This is a genomic window from Tamlana crocina (genome assembly GCA_040429635.1).
Taxonomy (GTDB): Bacteria; Bacteroidota; Bacteroidia; order Flavobacteriales; family Flavobacteriaceae; genus Flavisericum; species Flavisericum crocinum.
Genome location: CP158972.1, coordinates 1 through 18,022 on the forward strand (window position 1 = coordinate 1; position 18,022 = coordinate 18,022).

At 40.0% G+C, this 18,022-nt stretch carries 14 protein-coding genes and 1 pseudogene; 8 read left to right on the plus strand and 7 right to left on the minus strand.

From position 1 onward, the window contains the following. Window positions 1–267: 267 nt before the first annotated feature. From radA to panC, 5 genes and pseudogenes are all read right to left on the minus strand, one after another. A pseudogene (gene radA / locus ABI125_00005) lies at window positions 268–1,477 on the minus strand (DNA repair protein RadA). A 29-nt stretch (window positions 1,478–1,506) separates the two neighbouring features. Further along, the gene (locus ABI125_00010) at window positions 1,507–2,655 is read right to left on the minus strand and encodes an alpha/beta hydrolase-fold protein (protein XCF06266.1); all 1,149 of its coding nucleotides are present in this window, start codon (window positions 2,653–2,655) and stop codon (window positions 1,507–1,509) included. A 49-nt stretch (window positions 2,656–2,704) separates the two neighbouring features. Then, window positions 2,705–3,622, minus strand: a complete 918-nt coding sequence (locus ABI125_00015; GenBank protein XCF07921.1) for a lysylphosphatidylglycerol synthase transmembrane domain-containing protein — start codon at window positions 3,620–3,622, stop codon at window positions 2,705–2,707. 52 nt (window positions 3,623–3,674) lie between these two features. Further along, window positions 3,675–4,025 carry an aspartate 1-decarboxylase gene (panD, locus tag ABI125_00020; GenBank protein ID XCF06267.1) on the minus strand — a complete coding sequence of 117 codons (351 nt, stop codon included), beginning with the start codon at window positions 4,023–4,025 and terminating at the stop codon, window positions 3,675–3,677. 13 nt (window positions 4,026–4,038) lie between these two features. Continuing rightward, window positions 4,039–4,890: a pantoate--beta-alanine ligase gene (gene panC, locus ABI125_00025; protein XCF06268.1), complete on the minus strand. Its 852-nt coding sequence runs from the start codon at window positions 4,888–4,890 to the stop codon at window positions 4,039–4,041. A 201-nt stretch (window positions 4,891–5,091) separates the two neighbouring features. Between panC and ABI125_00030 the strand changes: the two genes are divergently transcribed. The 8 genes from ABI125_00030 to ABI125_00065 all read left to right on the plus strand — a co-directional run bounded on the left by ABI125_00030 (window position 5,092) and on the right by ABI125_00065 (window position 16,244). After that, entirely contained in the window at window positions 5,092–5,901 is an 810-nt protein-coding gene (locus ABI125_00030) for a glycogen/starch synthase (protein XCF06269.1), read from the plus strand. 21 nt (window positions 5,902–5,922) lie between these two features. After that, complete coding sequence (locus tag ABI125_00035; protein XCF06270.1) at window positions 5,923–7,593, plus strand: DUF4270 domain-containing protein; 1,671 nt, start codon at window positions 5,923–5,925, stop codon at window positions 7,591–7,593. A gap of 165 nt (window positions 7,594–7,758) precedes the next feature. Continuing rightward, complete coding sequence (gene glmS / locus ABI125_00040) at window positions 7,759–9,612, plus strand: glutamine--fructose-6-phosphate transaminase (isomerizing) (protein XCF06271.1); 1,854 nt, start codon at window positions 7,759–7,761, stop codon at window positions 9,610–9,612. Window positions 9,613–9,822: 210 nt separating this feature from the next. Next, a complete protein-coding gene (locus tag ABI125_00045; GenBank protein XCF06272.1) occupies window positions 9,823–9,996 on the plus strand; it encodes a hypothetical protein in 174 nt (57 codons plus the stop codon). Further along, window positions 9,939–12,668 (plus strand): TonB-dependent receptor, encoded by a 2,730-nt coding sequence (locus ABI125_00050; GenBank protein ID XCF07922.1) that lies wholly within the window; start codon window positions 9,939–9,941, stop codon window positions 12,666–12,668. The genes ABI125_00045 and ABI125_00050 overlap by 58 nt, the downstream gene beginning before the upstream one ends. Window positions 12,669–12,688: 20 nt before the next feature. Next, window positions 12,689–14,215 (plus strand): G-D-S-L family lipolytic protein, encoded by a 1,527-nt coding sequence (locus ABI125_00055; GenBank protein ID XCF06273.1) that lies wholly within the window; start codon window positions 12,689–12,691, stop codon window positions 14,213–14,215. Window positions 14,216–14,382: 167 nt separating this feature from the next. Then, window positions 14,383–15,891, plus strand: a complete 1,509-nt coding sequence (atpD, locus tag ABI125_00060) for a F0F1 ATP synthase subunit beta (protein XCF06274.1) — start codon at window positions 14,383–14,385, stop codon at window positions 15,889–15,891. A 74-nt stretch (window positions 15,892–15,965) separates the two neighbouring features. Next, complete coding sequence (locus ABI125_00065; GenBank protein XCF06275.1) at window positions 15,966–16,244, plus strand: F0F1 ATP synthase subunit epsilon; 279 nt, start codon at window positions 15,966–15,968, stop codon at window positions 16,242–16,244. 72 nt (window positions 16,245–16,316) lie between these two features. On the opposite strand, the gene umuD is transcribed toward ABI125_00065, so the two are convergent. Continuing rightward, the gene (umuD, locus tag ABI125_00070; GenBank protein ID XCF06276.1) at window positions 16,317–16,757 is read right to left on the minus strand and encodes a translesion error-prone DNA polymerase V autoproteolytic subunit; all 441 of its coding nucleotides are present in this window, start codon (window positions 16,755–16,757) and stop codon (window positions 16,317–16,319) included. Continuing rightward, window positions 16,754–18,007: a Y-family DNA polymerase gene (locus tag ABI125_00075; protein XCF06277.1), complete on the minus strand. Its 1,254-nt coding sequence runs from the start codon at window positions 18,005–18,007 to the stop codon at window positions 16,754–16,756. Before ABI125_00075 ends, umuD begins: the two co-directional genes overlap by 4 nt. Between the last annotated feature and the right edge of the window lie 15 nt (window positions 18,008–18,022).

Consider the following 18,022-nt stretch of genomic DNA (forward strand, 5'->3'; position numbering starts at 1 on the left):
GTTAGTTTGCGTTGGGGCGCAAAAAAAAAATTAATTAATTTGGGACAACTCGAGGGAAAGCAATCGCCACATTAAACCAATATTTTAGTTTTCAATGCAATAATCGATACAATATTACCAATAAAAGCGTGAATAATCTAGAAAAAATACAACTTTTTTTTCGATAAAGTGTTTAATTAATTCGTTGAAATGCAAAATAATCAACATAAAACAATCTAAAAACCAACATTTAAAACACTGATAAACAATACTTTAACCCAAACTTAATTAAACAATAAAGTCTACCAAGTCTTCAATTTTTGAAATTAATTGGATTTTTATGTTGGTATTTTTAAGAGAAATTTTATTGTATTTGGACACGAAAATGGTTGAGAACCCCAGTTTTTGGGCTTCTAAAATGCGCTGTTCTACACGTTGAACAGGACGAATTTCTCCCGATAGCCCTACTTCGGCCGCAAAACAAAAGTCGCTTGGAAGAGATACATCCTCATTTGAGGAAAGTATAGAGGCCACCACCGCCAAATCGATAGCGGGATCATCAACCGTAATTCCTCCGGTAATGTTTTGAGTGGACGCATGCCTTCTAAAGTCGCAGCAATGGCATTACCCGAAAGTTCTTCTTCTTTTTTGAAATCAATATTTCTGAAGGATTACTTACCTCACGCAAGCCCGAACCCTGCATTTCGTAAATGCCCAATTCGTTGGTAGATCCAAATCGGTTTTTATGGGCTCTTAAAATTCGGAACACATGATTACGGTCCCCTTCGAATTGCAAAACGGTATCGACCATGTGCTCTAAAATTTTAGGTCCGGCAATATGGCCATCTTTGGTAATATGCCCAATTAACAACACAGGCGTAGCGGTTTCTTTGGCAAATTTTATCAACTCGGTGGTGCATTCCTTAATTTGAGAGATGCTTCCTGAAGACGATTCGATATAATCGCTATGAAGTGTTTGAATGGAATCAACAATAACAATTTCGGGCTCTAAAGCTTCAATTTGCTTGAATATGTTTTGTGTTTTCGTTTCGGTTAAAATGTAACAATTGTTGTTATCTGGGTTGATGCGTTCGGCACGCATTTTAATTTGCTTTTGGCTTTCCTCGCCCGAAACATAAAGGGTTTTATAAGGTAGTTTTAACGACACCTGAAGCGACAGTGTACTTTTACCAATTCCGGGTTCACCGCCCAAAAGCGTTAAGGAACCGGGCACAATACCACCACCAAGCACACGGTTAAATTCGGCATCGAACGTATTTAGCCTGGGTTCGCTCGACACATCAATTTCATTAATTTTTAACGGAACGGCTTTTCGTTTTACGCTTGATGTTGGCGACTTCCAATCCGATTGACTCGGTTTTTCAACCAGTTCTTCCACAATGGTATTCCACTCTTTACAGGCATTGCATTGCCCCTGCCATTTAGAATATTGCGTACCGCAGTTTTGACAAAAGAAAGTCGTTTTTACCTTGGCCATAGTTTTTATTGAAATTGAATACAGATATTTTAAAAGCCGAAATCTTGTTTTATTAAATCGGCGCGCTCCAACACCTCATCTTTGGTAATTCCGCCTATTTCTTCTAAAGTGTAAGCCGATTGATAGGTGCGCATCGCCTTTTTGGGCTCGCCACCTTCTTCGTAAAAACGACCTAAATAATAACCGCCCAACAAGGTTTCTGGGTACGCTTTTCTGGCCATTTTACCCAATTCTTCATAATACTCGAAACGCTCGTTTTTTTCAATAGCCGCAGCGACAGCCTTAAAATCGTTGATTAAAATAGGCTTTTCAATTCCGAACAATTCTTTAATCGTTTGGTATTTGTTCTGAAGATAAAGCACGGGGGAATCTTCCAACTCTAAAATCACTTCTTTGTATTCCTTTTTGGAAATGGGTTGAAACACTTTAAAGATGCCTTCAATGGCGCTAGGTATAGCATGCGTTGGCACCGAATAGTGCGATGGATTTTCAAAACTGTCGAAACGGTACACCAAATTTTCATTTTCCAAAGCTGAAATATCGGAATCCAAAGCCTGCGTCATTTGTAGAATGGATTCGGAATTATTTTTGGTATTCGCCAAATAATAAAAAGTTTTTGTTGGCGTTTTGCCCAACACATCGGGGATATAATCCAGCATATTGGGTGCCAATTGCGGACTCACCACCACATAAGCCTGAAACAGCGCATTGGGCTTCAACAAATAATAATTGATGAAATTGGCCGTTTCCCCATGCCCTACAGCGATTTTAAAATTGCCCACCCTAAAATTCTTTTCCAGATACGGCATCAATTCCATGCCAATAAATTCAAAAAAAGCAGCACCGGTTTCAATGGGCAACGAATTTTGTTCGGAATACAAAGTATCGTCGAAGCGCTTGCCGTATTGATTTACACCAACCACAATGGCTTCGGGCATGTCTTCCCAATACGAAAAATAATCAACGTTTCCAGCCACGGCTTCAAACATATAATCGCCATCCAGCACTACAAATATGGGATAGGCTTTATCATCGTTGGAATTATAGCCACGCGGCAATTGTATTTTTATTTGGCGTTCTTCTCCTAATTTTGAAGACTGAAACGTTTCGTATTTCACTTGGGCATTGATGCTAAAAGAAGCGCACAGCAACAATATAAAAATGACCGATTTTTTCATTTTTTTGAACAGATTTGAGTTTTATCGAGGCAAGGTAATAAAATAAAGCCTAGCTATCAACTTGCTTTTTTCGGTTAAAAATGGGCAAATACAGCAGTGACAGCCCCCCGAAAATAATAATCATCAGGGTTTGTGAGGCCCACATAATCCAACCGAAAGCAATGCTGGGTTGCTCAGGAATTGAAAACAGCGAAAACGCCGCATAAATGGCCAAGGGGTACGAGCCAATTCCACCATTGGTCGCAGCTATACTAAAACTGGCTGAAATAAAACCGATTAAAATAGCCCCAAAACTGATGCCGTGCAACTCTTCCATAGCAAAAGAAGTAACATAAAACATGAGCACATACATGCCCCAAATAAATAACGTATGGAAAATAAAAGGCCATTTCTTTTTCATTTTGAAAATACTCAAAGCCCCCTCAATCAACCCGTTTACAAAGTTTTTGATTTTTTCGGCCAGTTTCGACTTGCTTTTTTTCAGAAGTTTAAAAAAGAACAGCATGAGCAAAACCCCAACGCCCATGGCTACGGCTATTTTTACCGGATTGAATCGCTCTACCAAAAAGCTATAAATAAAATCGAACTGTAAAAACAAGGTTATGGCCATAATGGCCAGCATCACCAGCATATCGGCAATACGCTCGGCCACAATGGTTCCGAAACCTTTTTCGAACGGTACGCCTTCATAATTTGTAATGATGGATGCCCGAGCCACTTCACCCGCTCGGGGAATCGTATAATTTATTAAATAAGTAGCAAAAACAGCCATAACACTATTACCAAACTTAATGTTATAGCCCATAGGCTCTAACTGAAAACGCCAGCGGTAAGCCCTAGACAAATGGCTTAAAAACCCCAAAAACATGCCCAAAATAATATAAGTGTAATCGGCATTTTTGGCATACACTAAAAGCTCGCTTAACGATACTTTTGACAGTGAATACCAGACCAAAAAAACTCCCAGCAAAAGTGGGAGTAAAATTTTTAATGATCTTTTTATTTTGGCAGCCAAAAGCTTACTTTAATAAATTAGTGGCTTCATCTGGAAACACCAGCGAAGGCTTAAATGTTTTAGCCTCCTCGATATCCATTACGGCATAAGTGATTAAAATTAGGGTATCGCCCACCGAAACCTTTCGGGCGGCAGCACCATTTAAGGTAATCTCACCACTATTTCTTGGGCCGGGAATACAATACGTTTCCAAGCGTTCGCCGTTATCGTTATTTACAATCTGAACTTTTTCGCCCTGTATAATATTGGCGGCATCCATCAAGTCTTCGTCAATGGTTATACTTCCTATGTAATTGAGCTCGGCGCCAGTACACTTAACTCTGTGAATCTTAGATTTTACTACGTGAATTTGCATGCGGCAAAGATAATTAATTTAATGCGATATTGTCAATTAATCGAATATCGTCAGCATATACGGCAATAAATGCTCTATAGTCTTTATTGTCCATCTTTCGTTTAACCGGTTTTAAGGTTTCTACTTCCGAAATAATGAAATATTCCAATTTCAATAAATCGTGTTCAGAAAACTGATTTTCAACCCATTCCGTTATTTCTCTTGCACTTTTTGTGCCAAAGTGCATTTTGGCAGTTTTTATGGTATCGTAAATAAAAGATGCTACTTTTCTATACTCAGGTTTTAGTCGTGTATTGCGCGAGCTCATAGCCAATCCGTCTGATTCGCGCTGTATTTTACACCCCACAATATTTACAGGGATATCATGCTTTTCAACCAGCTTTTTTATAATTTGAAGCTGCTGAAAATCCTTTTCACCAAAATAGGCATTGTGCGGTTTTACTATTTCAAAAAAACGTTTAACAATAGTACCCACACCATCAAAATGCCCTTGGCGGAATTTCCCTTCCATTTCATATTCCAATCCATCAAAATCAAACTGTTCAGAAACGGGGTTATCGCCATACATGTCTTGAACCGTTGGCGCATAAACCAAAATCCGGGTATCACTCAAACCTTTCAACAACATTACATCGTTGTCAAGGGTTCGCGGATATTTCTCCAAATCGGTGGGGTTATTAAACTGCGTGGGGTTTACAAAAATACTTACCACCACTGTATCGTTATCATTCAGGGCCTTTTTAACCAATTGTAAATGCCCTTCGTGCAAAGCGCCCATAGTGGGTACCAAACCAACAGATTGCTTTTTGGCTTTTAGTCCTTCAATAGCCTCTGCTATTTGTTGTCTTTTTGAATAAATCTCCACGGTTTAATAAAAAATTAACGCGTGCAAACTTAAGATTTTACAGGCAATTTGCATAAATTTTTGTACTTTTGCGTGTTTTTTATTTTGAAATACAACGAGTAGCACTGCTTTTCTTGAAGCATTGCTCTTAAAATTTCAACCGAAAAACAGATTAACGGCTTTTTTTATTGAGGCTATATTAAAGTATACAAAACAAAGCATATGAAAGATAAGAGGATATTATATGTATCATCTGAAGTTGTACCCTATTTACCAGAAACCGAAATTTCATCCATGTCATTTGAAGCCCCTCGTATGGTTAACCAACAGGGTGGACAAATAAGAATTTTTATGCCACGTTACGGCAACATCAACGAGCGCAGACACCAATTGCATGAGGTGATTAGGTTATCAGGAATCAATTTAGTGGTAAACGATTTGGATATGCCACTTATTATCAAGGTAGCTTCGATCCCGAAAGAACGCATTCAGGTATATTTTATTGATAACGACGAATATTTCAAGCGTAAGGCCACTTTGACCGACGAAGAAGGCAATTTGTTCCCCGATAACGACGAGCGTGCTATTTTCTTCGCAAAAGGCGTTATTGAAACGGTTAAAAAATTAAACTGGTCGCCCGATATTATTCACGTTCACGGCTGGTTGGCTTCGTTGCTTCCGCTGTACCTTAAAGAATATTATAAAGATGAACCTTTGTTCAACGAAAGCAAAATTGTTACTTCGGTGTACAATCAAAGCTTTGACAATACGTTGAATAAAGATATGGCCAACAAAATTAAGTTCGATAATATTGATGAAGGCGCCATTAAAACTTTGGAAGAACCATCATACAACAATTTAATGAAAGTTGCCGTTGATTATTCGGATGCGTTGATTGTTGGGTCTGAAAATATCCCAGACGACTTGGAAGAATACATCAAAGCTTCCGAAAAACCTATTCTAGAATACAAAAGCAAAGATGAATTTGGCGATGCCTACACCAGCTTTTTCAACGAAGCCGTTTTAAGCTAGTTAATTCATTTACTTACCTATATGAAAAAATCTGTTAAAGCCCTTAAATTTTCCTTTTTCATCATTTTTGCCGTGACCTCTTTTATTGCTTGCGATAAAGATTTTAGCACTTTAGAGAGTGATGTGTTGGGTGAAGGAAATTCAAATTTCAATACAAAAGTGGATTCCCTGCCCATTGCAGCTTATAATAAAAAACTGGAAGGGCTACGCATTAACAGACTGGCATCAAACTTGCTCGGTTTTTTTTACGATCCTGCTTACGGCACAACCACGGCAAGCATTGTTGCACAGGTAACACCGTCGAGTTACAGCCCTAATTTTGGAGAAACCCCGGTGATAGATTCTGTTGCTATAAATATTCCGTATTATAGTACAGTTGTTGATGCCGATACAGATGGCAACTCTATTTACCGATTGGATTCTGTTTTTGGAAATACCGAAGCCAAAATAAAACTGTCTATTTACCAAAACAATTATTTTCTATTGGAATATGACCCCAGTGGTGGTTCAACTTCAACCCAGAATTACTACTCTAATGCCAGTAGCAGCACAGAAAATTCTATACTAACACCCCAAGGTAACACCATCAATTTTGATGAGCATGTTGTCGATACCATCTACCAAACAAACAACTTTTTACCAAGTGCAAAGCCCAATTTTATTGGCACAGCTACCGATACGACACGCTCTGCGCCTGCCTTCCATGTTAAATTGGAATCAGATGAAGCTAAATTATTCTGGAAAAACACCATTCTTGATAAAGAAGGTGATGTTGTTTTAGATAATCCTGGCGACTTTAAAAACTATTTTAGAGGCCTTTACCTAAAAGCAGAAGCCATTAATAACGATGGGCAAATGGTATTACTCAATTTAGCCAATGCCAATATCACCATACATTATACTTATGGTGCGGCAGATTCACGATTACAATCTACTTACACCCTTAATTTTTCGGGTAATATTTTAAATACGTTTATTAATAACTTTGACCAACCTTTGGAAGATGGCAATGCTACCGAAGGCGATGCCGCACTTTACCTTAAAGGTACTGAAGGCTCTATGGCTGTTGTTGATCTGTTCAGTGGAATGGTTGAATGCGAAGATGAAGATGGCACCATTACCATGAGAACGGCATTCGATTGCTTTAAAAGAACTTATAGAGAGCTTGATGAAAATGGTGATTATGCCGAAAAAGTAAACGGCAATTATCCGCTTAAAAAATTAGTTAACGATGCCTTTTTAGAAGTTTATGAAGACTCCATTAATGCGGTAACAGGGCCTTATGGCACTGAATACCACAAATACGACCGCCTTTACGCTTACGATATTAAAAACAGTTTGCCCACAGTGGATTATAATCTTGACCCTGTAGAATCTTCAGCAAGTGCATTCAATTCAAAAATTATAAGTTTAAGCCAAAGAGATACCATAACCGGGAAATTCAAAATAAGACTTACCGAGCATTTAAAGAATATTTTGATACGCGATTCAACCAGTACAAAAATAGGTTTGGTGTTGTCTAACAACGTCAACTACATCAACAATGCTAAAATTTTAAACCCGACGGATGAGGTTAGCAATGTGCCAGCGGCAGCAATAATAAGTCCAAGAGGCACCGTATTACACGGCAACCAATCAGCTACCGAAAAGAAGCGTTTAAAGTTGAAAATATTTTACACAGAGCCTAAATAACCTCCACCGTTTATCTAAGCTTTTAGTGCAAAAGTCTTTCTTCGGAATGCAAAAGTGAATTTTGTCGTATAAAACGGCAAATTCACATAATAAATAACTGTTATAAGTTTTTATTTAACATATTTGTTTTGAATTTATTAACCCCAAAACTAAAACAAAAAAACTATGTGTGGAATTGTAGGATACTTAGGCACAAGGGACGCTTACCCAATCATTATTGAGGGCCTTAAAAGACTGGAATACAGAGGATACGACAGTGCTGGAATTGCACTTTTTGACGGTACAGACTTAAAAGTTTCAAAAACCAAAGGTAAAGTTGCCGATTTAGAAAAAAAATCTGAAGCTGAAATAACTACCCACGGTTGTGTGGGCATTGGCCATACACGATGGGCTACACATGGTGTACCTAACGATGTGAATTCACACCCCCACGTTTCAAACTCTGGAGAGTTGGTGATTATCCACAACGGTATTATTGAAAATTACGATTCGCTAAAACAAGAGTTAACGTCTCGCGGCTACACCTTTAAATCAGATACCGATACCGAAGTTTTAATCAATCTCATTGAATACGTAAAAAAAACAGAAGGGGTTAAACTTGGTAAAGCCGTTCAAATCGCCTTAAACCAAGTGATTGGCGCTTATGCCATCGCGGTATTCGACAAAAACAAACCCGAAGAAGTGGTTGTTGCCAAGCTCGGTAGCCCACTAGCTATTGGTATTGGCAAAGACGAAGATGAATTTTTCATCGCCAGTGACGCATCACCTTTCATTGAATACACTAAAAACGCGGTGTATTTGGAAGACGAAGAAATGGCTGTTATCCGTTTCCATAAAGGCATAAAAGTTAGAAAAATAAAGGACGATTCTTTAGTTGACACCTATGTTCAAGAACTACAAATCAATTTAGAGCAAATTGAAAAAGGCGGTTACGAACATTTTATGCTTAAAGAAATCCATGAACAGCCCAAAGCTATTCAGGATACTTACCGTGGACGATTGTTGCGAAATGAGGCTATTATTAAAATGGCAGGCATCGAGGACAACATGAAAAAATTCCTTAATGCCAATCGTATTATTATAGTGGCCTGTGGTACCTCTTGGCACGCCGGTTTGGTAGCCGAATATATTTTTGAAGATTTAGCCAGAATACCGGTTGAAGTAGAATATGCTTCTGAATTTAGATATAGAAACCCTGTAATTACCGAAAACGATGTGCTTATAGCCATTTCCCAATCGGGAGAAACAGCCGACACCTTGGCTGCGATCAAATTGGCCAAATCTAAAGGGGCGTTTGTATTTGGCGTTTGTAACGTTGTGGGATCATCTATCGCTCGTGAGTCGCATGCAGGTGCATACACCCACGCCGGACCAGAAATTGGGGTGGCTTCAACCAAAGCATTCACTACCCAAATTACAGTGTTAACTTTAATCGCCTTAAGACTTTCAAGAGCAAAAGGTACTATTAGCAGTTCCGATTTCCGTCAGCATTTATTGGAATTGGAAATGATTCCTGGAAAAGTAGAACAAGCTTTGAAGTCGGACGATTTAATAAAAAACATAGCCAATATTTATAAAGATGCCAAAAACATGCTTTATTTAGGTCGTGGATTTAATTTCCCTGTAGCTTTGGAAGGCGCGTTAAAACTAAAAGAAATTTCGTATATACATGCTGAAGGTTACCCTGCAGCCGAAATGAAACACGGGCCCATCGCCTTAATTGACGAAAACATGCCCGTTATTGTAATCGCTACCAAAAAAGGGCATTACGAAAAAGTAGTAAGCAATATCCAGGAAATAAAATCCAGAAAAGGTAAAATTATTGGTATTGTAACCGAAGGTGATGTGCAGGTAAGACAATTGGCAGACCACGTTATTGAAGTGCCAGAAAGTCTTGAATCACTTTCTCCGCTTTTAACAACCATTCCGTTACAATTACTATCATACCATATTGCTGTGATGCTGGGTAAAAATGTTGACCAACCCCGAAATTTAGCAAAATCGGTAACTGTGGAATAATTTTCCAAATACAAAAAAGTAGCTAAGGCGCAGTTTAATTAAACTGCGCCTTTTTCATTTTAAGCACTTCTATTTAATCAAATTAATAAAAATCATAGCTGATTTTTGTTAAAAATATATTATGCATGCATAATTTTTTATATTTTTAAAAGCACAAAAATATTATTATCTTTATTTTTATACGAAAATCCTTAACCTAAATTACACTAAATGAAAACAATTCTCCCCTTTTTATTGTTCCTTTTTGGCGGCTTTTTATACTCACAAACAACCTTTTCGGGTTCTGTGGTAGACGATAGCGGCAGCCTATTCCCGGTGCCAATGTTATTGTTGTTGGAACTACCACCGGAACGGTTACCGATTTTGATGGCAACTTTACTTTAACCTATAGCCAGGCCCCACCCTTCAAAGTACAGGCCAGTAGCGTAGGTTTTGAAACAGATACTAAAGAAGTTACTGCCAACAATCAAAACTTAACCTTTACCCTTAAAGAAGGTACCTCCCTAGATGAAGTGGTTATTTCGGCTTCACGAACACCTGAACGTATTTTTGAATCGCCCGTTACGGTTGAAAGATTCGGACTAAAAGCATTAAAAACTACGGCTTCTCCAGACTTTTATGGCGGGCTAGAAAATTTAAAAGGGGTTGACATCAACACCAACAGTCTAACCTTTAAATCAATTAACACCCGCGGCTTTGCCGCCTTCGGGAACAACCGTTTTATGCAATTGGTTGATGGTATGGATAACTCGGCACCAGCCCTGAACTTTCCGTTAGGAAACTTAGTGGGGATGATTGACACCGACGTACAAAACATAGAACTGCTTCCGGGTGCAGCTTCGGCATTATACGGGGCAAATGCCTTTAACGGTATTTTATTCATGCAAAGTAAAAACCCTTTCGATTTTCCGGGAATCAGCGTTTCCATAAAGCGAGGTGTTACCTCCCAAGAGGCAGCAGGCACCAATCCGTACACCGATGTAGGCATGCGTGCCGCATATAAATTCAGTGACAAGTTTGCTGCTAAAGTGAATTTTGGATATTTAAGAGGAACCGATTGGATGGCCAATGATTTGGACGATAAAAATTTAGCGGGAGGCACCAGAGAGACAAACATAAACTACAACGGTGTAAATGTTTATGGTGATGATTTTTCCATCAACATACACGATGTGGCTTTAAGGTTGGTCGAGCTGGGAAGAGCACCAGCTGGATCCGAAAACCTAGTTCCCTCGGTAGATGTAAGTAGAACGGGGTACGAAGAACAATATATGACCGATTATAAAGCCGAAAGTGTAAAAGCTGATTGGGGACTTTATTACCGCCCATGGGCCAACGATTTCGAAATTCAATATGTGGGGAAAGTTGGCCGAGGATCTACCATTTACCAAGGTGCTCAACGTTATATGATTGACAACTTTTCCATGCAGCAGCACAAATTGGAAGTTAGAAATGATAATTTCTTCCTACGTGGCTACATCACTTCTGATAAAGCTGGAGACTCTTATGTACTGGACGTAGCAGGCCCTAATTTATTAGCCAAATGGAAACCCCACGATGTTTGGTTTGGTGAATACACAGGCGCTTACATTCAATCGACTTTGGGCGGTGCCACTAACGAAGAGGCTCATGCCATTGCCCGCCAAACCGCCGAAACGGGACGCTTTATTCCAGGTACTCCCGAATATCAAAATGCGTTTGATGCCGTTATAAGCGACACCAACTTTTTAACGGGTTCAAAATTTCAGGATAATTCCAAAATTTACCATTCGGATGCCAACTATAACTTCAGCCACTTAATCGATTGGGCCGAAATACAGGTAGGCGGTTCGTACAGAAGATACAAGTTAAACTCCTTCGGAACCATATATACCGACGCTCAAGGTCCCATTAACTATTCGGAAGTTGGCGTTTATACCCAAATTCAAAAAACAGTTATGGAACGCTTAAAGTTAACAGGCTCGATTCGCTACGATAAATCGGAACTGTTCGACGGATTCTTTTCGCCGCGTTTATCGGCAGGCTATACTTTAGGCGAAGACGAAAACCATAACGTTAGGGCTTCGGTCCAAACTGGTTTTAGAAATCCAAACACCCAAGATTTGTACATCGGGTTAGTTACCGGATTGGGCGTATTGATTGGTGGCGCCAATGATAATGGCGACCGTTTTGTACGGCCATATGAGGTGAGTCAATTTGCCCAAAACAATTTGGGGCAACCATCTTCCATTTCTCAATCGGGTACTGCGGCCTACAATAACTCTCTATCCTCGACCGTGGCAGCAGGTTTGGCAACACACAACCCATCTAGCAACGGAAGTGAATATATTGGAAACTCAAGCTATGTAAAACCGGAGCAAGTAACCTCTTTCGAAGTGGGTTACCGCGGAAAATTAAAAAATGTTACCATCGATTTAAGTGCGTATTATAACACTTATCAAGATTTTATAGCGAACGAAACCGTGGCCGCTCCATACTACGGTAATGTTGCAAACTTCGATTTAACAGGTTACGACCCTGCCAACCCGGCTTCAGTGGCGGGTTTAAACCAAGATACTCAGTTCATTCTTGCCGCCCTCCAAAACGATGATTTTGTAAGATACCAAACCTACACCAATTCAAGCACTGAAGTAAACTCATACGGTGGTGCCGTTGCAGTAAACACAAAAGTATTTGGCAATTTCGATCTTGGTGCTAACTATACCTACGCTAATTTCGATTTCGATAAAAAGGCCAACCCTAATTTCCGCCCCAGCTTCAACACACCTGAACACAAGGTAAAAGCTTCCTTTGGAAATACAGAACTATTTAAAAACTTCGGATTTAACCTAGCTTGGAGATGGAGCGATAACTACTTGTGGCAATCGTCTTTTGGGGACGGCGAGATTGACTCCTATCACGTAGTTGACGCCCAATTGAATTATACAGTGCCCAGCATCAAATCTTCTTTTAAAATTGGTGCTTCAAACTTGTTGAACAATGAATACGCCACGGCTTTCGGTACCGGAAACATCGGATCGATTTACTACTTGTCTTGGACCATCAACAACCTGTAAAAATTAAAACATTGCAAAACATGAAAACGTTAAAATATATATTCCTTTCTACTTTATTTATTGCTTTTTATTCCTGTGAGGACGATGACAGCAATACCGTTATGGAAGAACCGCTTCCGGAACTCACCGCCGGATCGGCAGATTTCTCAACTTACGTAGCCGTAGGAAACTCTTTAACTGCAGGGTTTACAGACAATGCCCTTTTTAAGGCTGCACAAGAAAACGCTACTCCTAATATACTGTCACAAAAATTTGCTTTAGCAGGTGGAGGTGATTTTTCATTACCGCTAATGGAAGATAATTTTGGTGGCATTGCCTTTGGCGGTAACAGATTACCCGGTTTTAACCCGAGACTGGTTTTTGGTGGTGCCGGCCCCGTTCCGTTAGAAAGTGTAGTTGGACCAGTAACGGTGACCACCGATCTCACTTCAAACCCAACTGGTCCTTTCAATAATATGGGCGTGCCAGGCGCAAAAAGTTTCCATTTGTTATTTGATGGCTACGGAAATCCTGCTGGCTTACAAACTACACCAGCCACTGCAAACCCTTATTTTGTAAGAATGGCTTCGGCTCCCAATGCCACTATTCTGGGAGATGCCATGGCCCAATCGCCAACCTTCTTCACCCTTTGGATTGGCAATAACGATGTACTGGGTTATGCAACTTCTGGTGGAGATGGTTCAAACCCCATCACTCCCGTAGATGGTCCTCCAGGCGTTGGATTCAGCCAAACTTACGGGGCGCTGGTAACCACATTAATCTCGCAAGGCGCGCAAGGTGTTGTGGCAAACATACCTTATGTAACCGATATCCCGCATTTTACAACCGTCCCACACAACCCCATTCCGCTAGATGCATCAACGGCCACCGCCGTGAATCAAGCTTACGCCGAATATAACGGTGGTATCCAAGCGGCACTAGCTGCTCTTGCAGGCACCGGTTTATTTACCGAAGAAGAAGCCAATTTAAGAATGATTAATTTTTCAGCGGGTGCGGGCAACGCTGTTGTTATTGAAGATGAAAGCTTAACCGATCTTGGTGCTATTAACCCTGCCTTTGCGGCGCTTCCAAAAATCCGTCAAGCTACGGCCGATGATTTATTGGTGCTTACCGCATCATCGTTTATTGGTACGGAAGCCGTTCCCGGAAACTCTTTAACCGTTAATGGTGTTGCTGTTCCTTTGGCCGACAAATGGGTATTGATTCCTAGCGAGCAAGCTGAAATCAAAACAGCCATCGATGCTTTTAATGCCACCATTAAAGCCACAGCAACACAAGCAGGTTTGGCCTTTGTTGATGCCAATGCCTTGCTTAACCAATTAGCAAACGGAGGCATTTCCAGTAATAGTTTCACTTTAAATTCCAGTTTGGTGTTTGGCGGCGCGTTTTCTTTAGATGGTATTCACCCCACTGCGAGAGGCAATGCTTTAATAGCCAACGAATTTATGAAAGCTATTGATGCCACTTACTCCTCTAACTTTGAGGCTTCGGGCAACTTGGTAGACATTGGTAACTACCCTACCAACTACTCGCCAACATTGCAATAAATAAAAGCAGATAAACATTTATATAATACCCTCGAAATGAGGGTGTTTTTTTATTCCAAAAAACCTAGAAAAACAACTTTTATTTTAAATTAAAAGGTATATCTTTGCAGCCGAAAACCAAAACAGTTTTCACACAATTAAATCGCATAATATTAAACAAATAAGTAATGTCTAAAGTTACAGGTAAAGTTGCACAAATAGTAGGTCCGGTTATCGATGTTGAATTCGGTGCGGGTTCTGAACTTCCAAAAATTTACGATTCATTAGAAATTAAAAGACCTGATGGCTCTATTTTAGTATTAGAAGTACAATCCCATATTGGAGAAGATACCGTTCGAACTATCGCAATGGATTCGTCTGATGGTTTAAGCAGAGGCGCAGAAGTTATTGCTACTGGAGCCCCAATACAAATGCCTATCGGCGATGCTGTTTACGGACGTTTATTTAATGTGATTGGTGATGCTATTGACGGATTAGGTGATTTACCAAAAGCTGGTGAAGCTGGTTTGCCTATCCACCGTCAAGCTCCTGCGTTTGATGAATTATCAACTTCTACTGAAGTTTTATTTACCGGTATTAAAGTAATCGACTTGATTGAGCCTTACGCAAAAGGTGGTAAAATTGGATTATTTGGTGGTGCTGGTGTAGGTAAAACAGTATTGATCCAGGAGTTGATCAACAATATTGCTAAAGGTCACGGTGGTTTATCGGTTTTTGCCGGTGTAGGTGAAAGAACTCGTGAAGGAAATGACCTTTTAAGAGAGATGTTGGAATCTGGAATTATCCGTTACGGTGAAGATTTTATGCACTCTATGGAAGAAGGCGGATGGGATTTATCGAAAGTAGATAAATCTAAAATGAAAGAATCGAAAGCGACTTTCGTATTCGGACAGATGAACGAACCTCCTGGAGCACGTGCTCGTGTGGCGCTTTCTGGATTGACTATTGCTGAGTATTTCCGTGATGGTGCTGGCGACGGACAAGGAAAAGATGTACTTTTCTTCGTTGATAACATCTTCCGTTTTACACAAGCAGGTTCAGAGGTATCTGCACTTTTAGGTCGTATGCCTTCTGCGGTAGGTTACCAACCAACTTTGGCAACAGAAATGGGTGCGATGCAAGAGCGTATTACTTCAACTAAAAAAGGATCGATTACATCTGTACAAGCGGTTTACGTACCTGCGGATGATTTAACGGATCCAGCGCCTGCAACAACCTTTGCCCACTTAGATGCCACAACAGTATTATCTCGTAAAATTGCCGAGCTTGGTATTTACCCTGCAGTAGACCCATTGGATTCTACTTCTCGTATCTTGACTAAAGAAATTTTAGGAAAAGAGCACTACGATTGCGCACAACGTGTAAAAGAGTTATTGCAACGTTATAAAGAACTACAAGATATTATCGCCATCCTTGGTATGGAAGAATTATCAGAAGAAGATAAATTAGCCGTAGGTCGTGCACGTCGTGTACAACGTTTCTTGTCTCAACCATTCCACGTAGCTGAGCAGTTTACAGGTATTCCAGGAGTATTGGTTGATATTAAAGAAACCATTAAAGGCTTTAACATGATTATGGACGGTGAATTAGATCACCTTCCAGAAGCAGCTTTCAACCTTAAAGGTACTATCGAGGAAGCTATTGAAGCTGGCGAAAAAATGTTAGCTGAGGCGTAAAATTAGTTGACAGTTTTCAGTCGCAGTTTTTCGGTGACTACAAACTAAAGACCACAAACTAAAGACTAAGAAATATGTATTTAGAAATCGTATCACCAGAAGCTACACTATTTAGCGGCGAAGTAGACGCCGTAGCCGTACCAGGTGTAAATGGTGAGTTTCAAATGTTGAACAACCACGCAGCTATTGTTTCTTCTTTAAAGGAAGGCTTTATTAAAATTTCTGGAGCAGTGACCTTAAACGCCGATGTTGAGGACAACTTTTCAAAAGGAGAGAACAATACAACCCTATTGAAAATCAATTCCGGAACTGTTGAAATGAAAGACAACAAAGTGATTGTTTTAGCAGACTAAATTTCATTACACAACATAAATAAAAACGCGAAACTTAGGTTTCGCGTTTTTTTATGCCGTTAAGCCGTATTTTCAAACCTTTTTTATCACATTGGTTACAATGCCCCAAATTAAAAAATTATTGTCTTCCGTAATTTTAATGATAGGATAATCAGGATTTTCGGGCTGCAACCACACCTCGCCTCCCGAAACACGCAAACGCTTTACTGTAAATTCGCCATCCAAAAAGCAAACGGCTATTTTATTGTTTGAAGGCTCCAAACTTCTATCAATTACCAAAAGATCGTTATCCTCTAGCCCTGCCCCAATCATCGATTGGCCACTTACACGGGCATAAAAGGTCGCTTCTTTATTTTTAACCAACTCTTCGTCCAAAGACAAACGCTGCTCTTTAAAATCTTCAGCCGGCGAAGGAAACCCTGCCGAAATTCCAGCATCAAAAAAATGTGCCGCAGCACCATCAATGGTTTGCGGGGTAAAAAACGTTAAACTTCCAGATCTGTGTGCTATCATCTTACTAAAATAATATCGTTAATGTTTGTGGTGTACCGCGGCGACAATCGCTCTTGGCGCATTTTCCATGTACGCTTTAAGTCTTGGTTGCCCAATTTTATTTTATGGCTTTTGTATTTTGAGTTTAAAAAATCAATAGACTGCATTAAGGGTTGGTGCTTGGGGTTTTCCTTATCGAATAACTGTAACTGATGGTTATTGGTCGGCACCAAACCCGTAACGATTACACCCGCCCGTTTGTACTTAATGCCTTCCTTAAAAATAGCTGTTACGGCATCAACCGCACACTGGCTTATAATCAAAGAAGAACTGGTTGGGTAAGATAAGCTAATACTTTTACTTGTTCGATGTTGTGGCAAATCTTTTTTATGCCTATCGCTGCTCAACATCACAATAATCATGTGGCAACTGGAACCTTGCTGCCTCAATTTTTCGGCGCAAGCGGTGGCAAAGGTAGAAATGCGCTCTTTTATATTATCGATATCCGAATATGTATATTCAAAACTTCTGGTGGTGGCTATGGCCCGTTTGTTTTGGGGCTCGTCCAAAATTATTTTCGAATTGCCTTCTAGATCTTTTTTCAATTTCCACTCGGTTATTGAAAAGGTTTTCCGAACCCATTCATCTGGCAATTGCGTAAAATCGTAAGCCGTTTTACAACCTTTAGCCTGAAGCCTTTTGCTCAATCTTCGGCCAATGCCCCAAACATCTTCAATCTTAATCCACTTTAGAGCTTTAATACGCTTTTCTTCAGAATCTATCACATAAATGCCTTTGGTTTGCTTCGGAAATTTACGCGCTATCCTATTGGCCACTTTGCTCAAAGCTTTGGTTGGTGCGATACCTACACAGGTTGGAATACCCGTCCATTTTAAAATCCGACTCCTGATTTGGGTGGCATACTCGTTAAAATTGTAATTATGGAATCCTTTAAATTGAAGAAAAGCCTCATCGATGCTATACACTTCAACATCGGGCGTAAACTGTTCCAAGATTTTCATTACCCTGCTACTCATATCGCCGTACAACGGATAATTGGAAGAAAACACCTGAATGTTGTTGGCCTTGCAAAAGCCTTCCCATTTAAAAATAGGCGCCCCCATGGGCAACCCCAATGCTTTGGCTTCATCGCTTCGCGAAATAACACAGCCATCGTTGCTTAAAATAGCAACGGGCTTCCCCTGCAAATTCGGGTTGAACACCCGCTCGCATGAGGCATAAAAGTTATTACAATCTACTAAAGCAAACATATGTAAATTTACGTC